The following is a 10781-nucleotide window of genomic DNA, read 5'->3' as shown; positions in this document are numbered from 1 at the left end:
CCACGGTTGGTCACCTTGATCCCCGTAGAGTCTACAGCTATCACAACAGGCTCATCGCTGGACAATATCGTCTCTGGAAGGCTGAGCTTCAGCTGAGTGCCACGTCTCCAGATATTTAATCCGTAGGATTGATCTCAGGTATCAGCTCCGAGAGTTCTCCCAAGAAGCCCTCTGGCATTTCGATCTACATCAAAACCTGTGATAGTCCCTCCAGCCCGCCGATTATCCATTATACCCCTCCCTCTGAACTGCCACAGCTGCGGTCTGGGTATGGGAGATTATGTCAACGTGGCAATGAATATATTTACCCGCGGACTGAGGGTTTAAGCCTGTAGATGAGTGGCTGCTTTATAGTAGCCACTGCTTCTAAGCTAGGAGATGGGATGAACCGGACCGGAGAAACCCTCGAACGCTCTCGACGTAGTCGGGAGGCTTCTGCATGCTGTCGAAGTGCGGAAGCCTCATCTCTTCAGGGCGAGGAGTAGTATCCAGGGCGAGGAGTAGTATCATATGCAGGAAGAGAGGCCACTCAAGATCCTTCTCATGGGCAATCCGAATGTGGGCAAGAGCATCATATTCTCGAGGCTTACAGGGGCTGATGCCATCTCCTCGAACTATCCCGGAACAACTGTTGGCTACACAGAGGGCAGCATAAATGTGCTGGGAAGAAGCGCCACGCTGATAGATGTGCCCGGTGTTTATTCACTTGAGCCGAGCTCAAAGGCGGAGGAGGTCGCGAATCTCATACTGGATCAGGGCGCAGATCTCATAGTCAACGTTGTGGATGCAACGAATCTGGAGAGGAACCTGAATCTCACCCTGGAGCTGCAGGAGCGCGGGATCCCGATGGTCGTCGCCCTCAACCTCTGGGATGTGGCTGTGAGGAAAGGGCTCGAGATAGACGTCAAGATGCTCTCGGAGGAGCTGGGCATAAAGGTCGTGCCAACGGTTGCTTCCAGTGGCCTGGGGATACGCGATCTTGTCGAGGCGATCGGGAGCTCGATGGGCTCGAGACCGCCTGCTTTGAGCCTAGATCCAACAGAGAGATGGCAGAGGGTCGGAGAGATCGTATCGAGGGTGCAGAAGGTCCACCACCGGCATCCCTCCCACCTCGAGCGGCTGGAGGATCTCACGATACGACCGTGGACCGGAATACCCGTGGCGATCACGGTGCTCTATCTCTCGTTCAGCCTGATCGTGGGAGCTGGAGAGCTGTTAATGGAGAGGGTGAGCGATCCTCTCTTTCTCAGATACAGCTACTGGATCTTCGCCATAGCTGACAGATACACATCAGGTTTCGCCCATGACATCCTTGTGGGGAGATCGCCAGAGCTGCTCGAGTCGTTCGGTCTGCTCACAACAGGACTCTACATACCATTCGGCATCGTACTCCCGTTCCTCATACCCTTCTATCTGGTGCTGGGGTTCCTCGAGGACCTGGGGTATCTTCCCAGGGTGAGCGTGCTCATGGACGCTCTCATGCACAGGCTTGGTCTCCACGGCGCTGCGATAATACCTTGCGTGCTCGGGATGGGCTGCAGCGTTCCCGGAGTCCTGGGGCTGCGCGTTCTGGAGTCGCCGAAGCAGCGCTTCCTCGCTGCGACGCTCATGACCATGAGCATACCCTGCGCATCGCAGACCGCGATGGTATTCGGGATCCTGGCTCCATACGGCCTGAGATACATATTCGCAGTCTATGCAACCCTGCTCGCGGTATTCATAATCTCGGGCATGGTTCTCCACAGGATGATTCGCGAGGAATCGCCCGAGATATTCATGGAGATCCCTCAGTACAGAATGCCTGTGTTCGGTGCGCTGGTCAAGAAGACGTTTCTGCGCATCAGGACGTTCATACTTGAGGCTGTTCCGTACATAGGCATAGGCATAGTTGTGATGAACGTCTTCGAGCTCACAGGGCTCATGAGGAGCATCGGGGAGCTGGCGAGTCCGATCGTCTCAGGCGTTCTCGGCCTCCCGGAGGGGGCTGCGACAGCCCTCATTCTGGGCTTCCTGAGAAAGGATATCGGCATAGGCATGTTCGTCCCGCTGGGTCTCTCGCCGGAGCAGCTCGTCATAGCGGCTGTTGTGCTCGCGATGTACTTCCCATGTGTCGCGACCCTGACAGTGCTGATGAAGGAGCTCGGAGCTTATGATACAATCAGAGCTGTGGTTTTCCGCCTGGTTGCAGCTGCGATTGTGGGGGGCGTGCTCAGAGTTATCCTGCTATGAATGTGGTGCATGTGCTCGAATAACCGACGATCGGCCAGGGATCTGCATTCAATGGCATAAAGCCCGCTATATCCCACGATACCGCACGCAACCAAACTCAACAGGCCCTGGGCACATGACCAACCTGCAGCATTCTCTGGGGGCGCAGAGGTCCGACCTCCCGACCAAAATCTATAAGTATTAATAACTACAATTACTTTTTGCTGCGGCTCTGACGGGAACGGCCAGGACTTTGCTCCTCGAGAGCGTTTTTCGCCTGGCACGCATCCGGCGAGGCTCGGAGGTCAAAGTTGTGCGCGCCGTGATGGGCGCAGCATCGCTCTGAGCAGGGAGAACCGGGGTATATCAGGGCTGCAGCGCCTACCATCTTATCTTCTTTCTGTAGTGGTTTCTTACAATTATCGCCAGGGAGTTCATTGCCAGCACCAGGCCCATGAGAACCAGAGCAGTGCCCCAGGCCCTTTTCTCGACATCCCACGCACCGAGGAAGTATATCAGCTGTAGAAGATGGTAGCACAGGTTGTTCACTGGCTGATACACATCCGGAACAATACCGTATGCCTTATTTACATACACTGGTGTGAAGGTCACAGCGGTCCACATGATCGGCGCGGTCTCTCCAGCGGCCCTAGACACGCCTATTATCAAACCTGTGAGTATGCCGGGAAGCGCTGATGGAATGACTATCCTCAGTATCGTCTGCCACTTTGTGGCCCCCAGAGCCACGCTACCCTCCCGCAGCGAGTCGGGGACAGCTCTCAGCGCCTCCTGTGTTGTCAGAATTATCGTGGGCAGGTTCATTAGCCCCAGGATCACAGATCCCGCAAGCAGGGATATTCCGACCGTGGAGACGAGAAATGCGAGCCCGAAAAGACCGTATACCACAGACGGCACCCCGTTGAGACAGCTTATAGATATCGTGATCATGCGGTTGAGCGTGTGGCTCCTCGAGTACTCGTTCAGGTATATTCCCGCGCCTATGCCGAGCGGAGCTGATACCAGCATGGCGCCGAGTACAAGCCACATCGTGCCCTCGATGCACGTCACAATTCCGCCCTCCTGCCCGAGGTTTCTGTGAGGCTCTGTCAGAAACTCGACGCTTATGGCGCCAATGCCGTTGTACAGGATCACTGAGAATATGCCACCGAGTATCAGAACGGCCAGCACCGCCGAGCCTCTGATAAGCGTGAATGCCAGAACCTCTCTCGCCTTTGCGCCAAACCCGTAGAGCATGTTTATTGCGTCTTTTAGTATCAAAACGCCCGCGATGAATGCAGCTGAGGGCGCAAGAAGCCTGTAGCTGAACGAGGCCCCCAGGTTCGATGGGCTGATGAGGAGATCAGGAGGTGAAATGAGGAGAAAGATCTCCGCAGCGATGACGATCAGGGCATCGAGGTACACGACCGCCGCATTTCTGGTGTTCAGCCTGAGGGCCTGCAAAATTAGGATGAGCGCCACAACCGCCAGAAGAGATCTCCAGAGCAACAGCAGAATCTGAAGCGGTGGCTGTATTAGAAGTGCGATCAGCGATGAGAGAAGCAGAATAGCGCCTGCAGCTGTGAGCGCTTCTGATCTTTTATCAGTAGCCACCGAACCTCCTCCTGATGCGCTCGCGAGCTAGATCCCCTATCATGCTCAGTATCGATACTATTATGAGAAGCATCAGCCCCACAGCGAAGAGCGCGTGGTAGTGCAGGGAGCCGTGTGCCACCTCGCCCATCTCCCCGGCTATGACAGAGGTGAAAGTCGCGCCACGATCGAAGACATCGTATATCGGTGTGGGTATCCTGGCGATGTTTCCAACCACCAGCAGCACAGCCATGGTCTCGCCGATGATGTTGCCTATGTTCAGAAGCACGGCTGCTGTTATGCCGGACGAGGCAGCTGGAAGCACAACATGTCGTATAGTCTGCCATCTCGTCGCTCCGAGAGCCATCGAGCCCTCCTTGAACTCGGTCGGCACCGCCCTCAGCGCATCCTCGCATATGGTCGTTATGGATGGTATGAACATTATCCCAAGAAGTATTGCGCCGGCAAGTATCGATCTGCCTGTGAGCATATCGAAGGTGTTCCCCAGGTACGGCACGAGAATTATGACGCCGAGAAATCCGTACACGATCGATGGCACCCCTGCGAGCAGCTCCATAGTCGGCTTCAGCACAGCTCTGCTCCTGGGTCCGGAGAGCTCTGCGAGATATATTGCAAGGGGTATGCCCACCGCCATGTTTATCGCAAGAGCAAGAACCGCGACCAGGAGCGTGTTGACTATCAGCGGGCGCATACCGAAGATGTTTCCGGCGGAGTGCCACTTCTCGCCCAGTACAAGGTTCAGCACCCCAACCTCATAGATCGCAGGCAAGCTCTCCCGTATGAGGTATGAGAAAATGAGAATCATGAGGACGATGGAAGTCACTGCTGTGATCAGGAGCACTGACTCTATGATCCTCTCCGGCAGTCGTCTCAGAGCAGGAGGCAAGACGCTCATACAATCCCAGAAATCATTGTGCAGAATAAAGACCTTGTCTATATTCAGTATATAGATGAATGGCATTCCGGATCAGATGTTAGCGAGACAGATGGACGTATAGCGCCTCAAGCGCTCAGCATTCATCACGATGATGGGAGATCTGCTGAATGTGATGCTACAGCTCGCACACAGAACATAGAATAATTTAAGTAGATTTCTACCCAACGTGGAATCATGGACGTACTGGTGCTCTGCATCGACCGCGATGACGATCTGGGTCGGAAGGCCGGCATCAAGAGCCCCGTGGTGGGAAGGGAGGAGAACCTGAACGCGGCTCTTGCTCTCGGGCTTGCCGATCCGGAGGAGTCCGACACCAACACGATCTTCGGCGGGCTGAAGATCTACGATGAGATGGCAGCCGAGAGATCTGTTGAGATAGCGACGATAACCGGCGACGAGAAGGTCGGGCTCAGCGCGGACAGAAAGCTTGCAGAGCAGCTCGAGCAGCTCATCGAGCGCCTGGACCCGAAGTCTGTCATTGTTGTATCTGACGGCGCTGAGGATGAGGCGATACTTCCGATCATACAGTCCAGGATAAAGGTCGACGGCGTAAGGCGTATACTGGTGAAGCAGAATCCGAGCATCGAGAGCACGTACTATCTGCTGAAGCAGGTCTTCACAGACCCGAAGATAAGCCACACGATATTCATCCCACCCGGCCTGGCGCTGCTGATGTTCTCCATATTCTACCTGCTGAACTATCCGAACGGAGCGATCATAGCCATAACAGGCTCTGTCGGGCTCTATCTTCTCTTCAGAGGCCTCGGCCTGGACGATTTCCTGGACGAGACGAAGAAGACGCTGAGGGGATCGCTGTACGCTGGAAAGATATCCTTCGTCACATACATGCTTGCTGGGATGCTGATAATAATAGCCACGATCCAGGGCATAGCTAACGTGTGGTACTCATACAAAGGACCGATATGGTATGGCTATCTCACGCTTCTGATGCTCTTCATAAACGCCAGCGTCTGGTGGTACGTCGCAGCAGGCATCTGCGCCAACGTGGGGAAGCTCATAGACATGCACCTGGAGGGCATAAAGGATCCGAGAACATACTCGTATCCCTTCTTCCTCTTCGCAACAGGTCTCATATTCTGGGGCGCGAGCATAGTGATACTCGCGAACTTCACCCCGGACTTCAGCATGTCCCCTCTCAGCTCGATCCAGTACTTTGCGGTATGCGCAATGGGGGCCATGGGCACAGCTCTCCTGGGGATAAAGCTCAAGAGCTACATAGCCAAGAGGAACGGAGCTGGCGGAGATCTGATAAAGGAAGGTGTGAAGACGAAGTGCTGAAGAGGGCATTTTCGCTAAAAATCGGTCTTGGGACTCAATTTATCGAATTCTCTCTCAGGAATGGCCGTCCAGTGGCATAGTTCCTGATGAATGATGCCCAAATGCTGTTGATTACCATGAAAGCATGACATGGAGAGTTAAACTCCTGTGTCGGGTCATTTCTGGACAAAACAACCTTGAATCTTTCATCCTTTTGGCACGCCTCTGCGTCGCATGCAGGGTTTTTACCGCTAAACAACCCATAACCGGTCGTGAGCGCGGATCGCTGAGCGGCGACAACCAGAGTTCACCACCGTTAAATCACACGAGAGATCTCTTGCTGTTGGGCTCTCAATGAGAAGGCAATCTGGATAGCCGAGATCGGATTTACAGCACAGGCGTGAACGGCGGGCGCTCAATCTCCGCATTCTCCTCGAAGACCGGAGGGCCTCTGCGAGCCGGGTATCTTATCGCGGCTCCGCTCTCGTTGACCCTGATGGTCCTGCCCTCTTCTGGATCATAACGGGCGTATCGCTTTATGTCCTCCAGGATCTCATCTGGATCGATCTCTCCTGTGAACGGCCTTACAAGCGGTCTGTAGTCCGCGGCCATAGAGCTGCCCTTCGGTATGGTGTAAGGCGTATCGCCTATACCATCTCCATCTCCATCAGATCCTCTGTAGTCACTGTAGTGGTTGCCGACGGTTGTGTTCCATATGCTCCTCGTCTGATTGTCATAACCGCTTATCACGTTATCCACAAAGTTGTTCCTGTAGATCAGATTGTTCCAGTTCTTGTCGAGCCTGACACCGTGCGTGTTCCTGGATATGTTGTTCCCGCAGAGCGCATTCCTCTGGCAGTTCTCAGTTATCTCCAGTCCGTTGTAGTTGTTTGATGCTGTGTTTTTGAAAACGAGGTTGTAGCTGCTGTTCGCCTGGATGCTCATGCCGACCCCGAACCCGCTCACGATCTCGCTTCTCCTGTTGTTGACCAGGATGTTTCTGGATATGGTGTTGTTGTGCGAGTCCGCCAGGAGAATTCCGTAGTAGTTCAGATCTGCGCGGTTGTCCGCTGCAGAGCTGTGGTTCGTGCTCCAGAAGACCAGCCCCTCTGAGTTTCTGCTCAGGGTGTTACCAATGACATCGATATCCTCGCAGTTTCTGAAGAAGAGTCCAGCATGTGTGTTGTTTATCGCCCTGCATCCGGTAACTGTAAATGATCTGGAGTTCGAGGCGTTAAGCCCCGCCTTCTCACACCCGATCAGCTCGGAGTTGATAATGCTCACGCTCGAGGATCTGAGAATCAGCACGCCGGTCTTGCAGCTCTGAAATTTGGAATTATCTATAAAAAGATCGTGAAGGTCCTCTGCGAAGATCCCCACCTCAGCGTCCCTGACGCTCATGTTCTCAAAAGTTACGTTGCTCCCGAAAACGAGAACCGCAGCGTTTGGCAGGTCCAGCCGGAGAGGGCCTGAAGCTGTCGCCGGGGTCGAAAATCCTGATGCTCCTCCTGAAGCGCCGCCCTGGTACCGCTCCATGTAGTACTTGAACTTCTCCTCAGATGGTCGCTTCACCCCTGCTATCGAGAGTCCCTCTATCCGCACGTTGTCGGACCGAACTGTTATCGCCGGAGACTGGACATCAGAACTCAGGAAGGCGCCGTATCCGATGAGCGTCAGCGGCCTGTCCACAACAAACGGCCTGTGCTGCCCCGCTTCCAGGATCAGGACGTCTCCGGGTGAGGCCGAATCTATCGCGCTCTGGACATCGTGGCCAGCAGGAATTTGTACAGCCAGGGCTGGAGATGAGAGAAGTGCCAGGACAATCGCGATCCTGAGAGCAGTTATCTGCTCAGTGCCTGAAGTGGCGCATCCCAGTGAAGACCATGGCCATGCCATGCTCATCAGCCGCCTGGATTACCTCCTTATCACGTATCGATCCTCCAGGATGGACAACAGCGGTCGCCCCTGCCTCGTGAACCCTGTCAAGACCATCGCGGAACGGGAAGAACGAGTCGGTCGCTGCCACAGTGCCTTTTGTATCGAGACCGTGCTCCTCGGCCTTCTCAGCGCCGAATCTGGCAGAGTCGACCCTGCTGACCTGGCCTGAGCCTATGCCTATCGTCCGGTCTGCAGTGGTGTAAACCAGCGCGTTGGACTTGACGTACTTTGTGACCTTCCAGGCGAATCTGAGCGCTCTGTTCTCCTCCGGAGTCGGAGAGCGCTGTGTGACGACCCTCCACTCGAGGATGTCCTCTTTGTCGTAGTCCTGGAGCATCATCCCGCCGAATATGCTCCTGAACGCATGCCCCCTGTACAGCTCCTCCTTTCTCTGGAGCATATTCCCGATGTCCAGTATCCTGCGGTTCGGCTTGTTGCGCATGAGCAGCTCAAGCGCATCAGGCTCGTATCCGGGCGCGAGGAGAACCTCGACGAAGCTGTCGCCTATCGCCTCTGCGGTTGCGAGATCGACCTTCATGTTGAATCCGATCACGCCGCCGAACGCCGACTTCGGATCTGTGGCGAATGCCCATCTGTATGCCTCCTCGAGATCCCTGCCGTACGCAACGCCACATGGGTTCGCGTGCTTCACTATGACAGCGAGCGGTCTGTTTGTCGGAACCCCATCGTACTCTGAGAGATCTATGAGCATCTCCAGAACCGTCTCTGCGTCCACAAAGTTGTTGTAGGACATCTCCTTGCCGTTGAGCTTTACAGCCCTGAAGAGACCCAGCCCTCCCGGCCTTGCATAGAGTGCTGCCCTCTGGTGCCAGTTCTCACCGTATCTGAGATCCTGGATCTTCTCGAAGAGGCTGACGGTGTACCTGGGCCAGTACATCTCCGACTGGAGCTCGAAGAGCTCGGAGGCGTCGAAGGCCATGCACCTGTAAAGTGCTGAGGCGGAAGCGTGCTTTCTAACATCATCCGCGAGATCCAGGTCTCTCCTGATCGCCTCGAACATCTCTTTGTCCGCGCACTCAAGAACAGCGCCGCCGCCGTGAATGGCAGATCTTATCAGCAATCGTCCATTAGAGCTTGAGATCACAGATTCGTCGTAGATGAGGAGACTCCCAGACCAGTCATCTGGTACAGAAAAAGCCGGATTTGAAAGGGTGAGGATATCCAGGCCCAGCTCCTGCAGATCCTTTGCTATCTCCTTCGCCCGTTCAGAGGCTCCGGCGGGGATCACGGCTTGCCTGAGCTTCATGGAACCTTGACATCCAATGCAGCGGCAATATTTTAAGGTTGCCCTTGAAGGTCGCTCATCATACTAATTTAAGAATAAGTAATTTTTAATGTTATTAATATTAGTTTTATTAATACTAAATGCAGAAGATATCTGATTTTCCAACAAGCCGGACCGAGATCGTCCTGAGAGGCAGTTTTTTATCGCACTGCTGCGAATATGCATGCGTGAAGAGTCTGGATGATGCGGTCGAGCGCCATCCTGATGGCGTGGTCCTGCACGTCGATGTCCTTCCAGGATCGTCGGAGCTTGTGATTCCAGCGGGCTTCAACGCCTGGAGGGGCAGCATCGAGATCAGGCTTACGGAGAGAGCAGATCACGGCCGGGCCAACCGACAGCTTCTGCAGGAGCTGGCCAGGGCGTTTGGGCTCTCGCAGGGCGCAGTGGAGATAGTGAGCGGCCACAGGAGTCACAGGAAGGTGGTTCTCATGAGGGGCATCGATGCCGGATCTGTTCTGGCGGCTCTCAGGAGATCGCTCGGGTGAAGGGATGAGAGCGCACAGGAGGAGCTACGATCTCGAGGCGCTCGAGGAGCAGATCGAGGCACTTCTTGATGCATCGGAGCGTGGGGCAGCGGTCATCGTCGAGGGGCCGCGCGACAGGGATGCGCTCCGCAGGATCGGCGTTCCGGGTCCGATACTGATGTCATCCCAGAGATCGTGTCTGGAGCTTGCAGAGGAGACCGCGAGATCATACAGTGAGATCGTGCTGATGACCGACTGGGATGCGCGTGGGGAGGAGATCGCCCACAAGATGGAGGAGTACCTCCGCCCCACTGGAGTGAGGGTCGATGTCGAGATCAGAAAGCGGCTCAAGCTCCTCGTGAGAAAGGAGATAAAGGATGTGGAGAGCCTCTGGATATTCCTGGAGAGAGCGCGGGAGAGCCAGGGTCTGTAGTTATGACTATTGATCGTGCTGAGGAGTGGCTCTACGCCAGTGTACCGCTGTGCGCAGTTCCCAGCTGCGCAGGCAGTAACACCGACTGTTCGAGCCTCATGCCCTCACATATGCAGCTCACTGCCCCTCCGGAAATCCTCGCGAGCCATCCTTTTATATTGATTGCACATAAAGCAGAGCGGTGGTATGATGGTATCCATAAAAGTCGATGCGGATGCGAAGGCCAGGCTGCAGGGCGACGAGAGCCTCGAGAGGTATCCGATAGTCGCTAAGGTCACAGGCAGCGGGAAGGACGGGTCTTTGGGAGTGAGGATATCCAGCGATGGTGAGCCTCTGCCCGCATCGGTATCAGTGAATGGAGCTGTTGGCATTGATATCGGAGAGATGTCGAGCATTGCGGAGTCTCTGGCCAAGCTGGTCTCTTCAGGGCTCAAGATAGCTGATGCTCCTGTTACCGTATCGCTTGGAGAGATACCGGTCGATCTCACCATCTCAGTCTATTCGCCCAAGGAGGAGCAGGTCTTCCGGGTCGAGATAAAGGGATCTCTGGGAAAATGAGATCTCATCTCTCCATTGAGATCTGCTGCCAATCCCAAATGCTTCATG

At 54.9% G+C, this 10781-nt stretch carries 9 protein-coding genes; 5 read left to right on the top strand and 4 right to left on the bottom strand.

What is annotated here, in order from left to right:
- Nucleotides 1-510 precede the first annotated feature (510 nt).
- Nucleotides 511-2229 carry a ferrous iron transporter B gene (locus NQU42_RS04515; protein ID WP_296609412.1) on the top strand — a complete coding sequence of 573 codons (1719 nt, stop codon included), beginning with the start codon at nucleotides 511-513 and terminating at the stop codon, nucleotides 2227-2229.
- A gap of 360 nt (nucleotides 2230-2589) precedes the next feature.
- Here NQU42_RS04515 and pstA read toward each other — a convergent pair whose 3' ends face one another.
- Together pstA and pstC are read right to left on the bottom strand one after the other, a co-directional pair.
- On the bottom strand, nucleotides 2590-3819 hold the full coding sequence (gene pstA / locus NQU42_RS04510; protein WP_296609410.1) for a phosphate ABC transporter permease PstA: 1230 nt from the start codon (nucleotides 3817-3819) through the stop codon (nucleotides 2590-2592).
- Nucleotides 3809-4714: a phosphate ABC transporter permease subunit PstC gene (pstC, locus tag NQU42_RS04505; RefSeq protein ID WP_296609409.1), complete on the bottom strand. Its 906-nt coding sequence runs from the start codon at nucleotides 4712-4714 to the stop codon at nucleotides 3809-3811. The genes pstA and pstC overlap by 11 nt, the downstream gene beginning before the upstream one ends.
- A 216-nt stretch (nucleotides 4715-4930) precedes the next feature.
- On the opposite strand from pstC, the gene NQU42_RS04500 reads away from it, so the two are divergent.
- Entirely contained in the window at nucleotides 4931-6055 is a 1125-nt protein-coding gene (locus NQU42_RS04500; RefSeq protein WP_296609407.1) for a DUF373 family protein, read from the top strand.
- A gap of 366 nt (nucleotides 6056-6421) precedes the next feature.
- On the opposite strand, the gene NQU42_RS04495 is transcribed toward NQU42_RS04500, so the two are convergent.
- Complete coding sequence (locus NQU42_RS04495) at nucleotides 6422-7936, bottom strand: NosD domain-containing protein (RefSeq protein ID WP_296609406.1); 1515 nt, start codon at nucleotides 7934-7936, stop codon at nucleotides 6422-6424.
- Nucleotides 7884-9239: a phosphoribosylaminoimidazolecarboxamide formyltransferase gene (locus NQU42_RS04490; protein WP_296609404.1), complete on the bottom strand. Its 1356-nt coding sequence runs from the start codon at nucleotides 9237-9239 to the stop codon at nucleotides 7884-7886. The genes NQU42_RS04495 and NQU42_RS04490 overlap by 53 nt, the downstream gene beginning before the upstream one ends.
- A 206-nt stretch (nucleotides 9240-9445) precedes the next feature.
- Here NQU42_RS04490 and NQU42_RS04485 point away from each other — a divergent pair, with 206 nt between their 5' ends.
- The 3 genes from NQU42_RS04485 to NQU42_RS04475 all read left to right on the top strand — a co-directional run bounded on the left by NQU42_RS04485 (nucleotide 9446) and on the right by NQU42_RS04475 (nucleotide 10733).
- Nucleotides 9446-9763 (top strand): DUF167 domain-containing protein, encoded by a 318-nt coding sequence (locus tag NQU42_RS04485; protein ID WP_296609403.1) that lies wholly within the window; start codon nucleotides 9446-9448, stop codon nucleotides 9761-9763.
- A gap of 4 nt (nucleotides 9764-9767) precedes the next feature.
- Nucleotides 9768-10175, top strand: coding sequence for a toprim domain-containing protein (locus tag NQU42_RS04480; protein ID WP_296609401.1), 408 nt, complete (start codon nucleotides 9768-9770; stop codon nucleotides 10173-10175).
- A 189-nt stretch (nucleotides 10176-10364) separates the two neighbouring features.
- Nucleotides 10365-10733, top strand: a complete 369-nt coding sequence (locus tag NQU42_RS04475; RefSeq protein ID WP_296609399.1) for a hypothetical protein — start codon at nucleotides 10365-10367, stop codon at nucleotides 10731-10733.
- Nucleotides 10734-10781: the final 48 nt, after the last annotated feature.

Origin of the sequence: Methanothrix sp. (assembly GCF_024518575.1) — an archaeon.
Classification (GTDB): domain Archaea; phylum Halobacteriota; class Methanosarcinia; order Methanotrichales; family Methanotrichaceae; genus Methanothrix_B.
This window is presented reverse-complemented; position numbering and strand designations above follow the sequence as displayed.

What these genes read in the sequence shown, in the direction of transcription:
- NQU42_RS04515 (WP_296609412.1), top strand. Translation starts at nt 511, where the DNA reads ATGCAGGAAGAGAGGCCACTCAAGATCCTTCTCATGGGCAATCCGAAT.
- pstC (WP_296609409.1), bottom strand. Translation starts at nt 4,714, where the DNA reads ATGAGCGTCTTGCCTCCTGCTCTGAGACGACTGCCGGAGAGGATCATA.
- NQU42_RS04500 (WP_296609407.1), top strand. Translation starts at nt 4,931, where the DNA reads ATGGACGTACTGGTGCTCTGCATCGACCGCGATGACGATCTGGGTCGG.
- NQU42_RS04495 (WP_296609406.1), bottom strand. Translation starts at nt 7,936, where the DNA reads ATGAGCATGGCATGGCCATGGTCTTCACTGGGATGCGCCACTTCAGGC.
- NQU42_RS04490 (WP_296609404.1), bottom strand. Translation starts at nt 9,239, where the DNA reads ATGAAGCTCAGGCAAGCCGTGATCCCCGCCGGAGCCTCTGAACGGGCG.
- NQU42_RS04480 (WP_296609401.1), top strand. Translation starts at nt 9,768, where the DNA reads ATGAGAGCGCACAGGAGGAGCTACGATCTCGAGGCGCTCGAGGAGCAG.
- NQU42_RS04475 (WP_296609399.1), top strand. Translation starts at nt 10,365, where the DNA reads ATGGTATCCATAAAAGTCGATGCGGATGCGAAGGCCAGGCTGCAGGGC.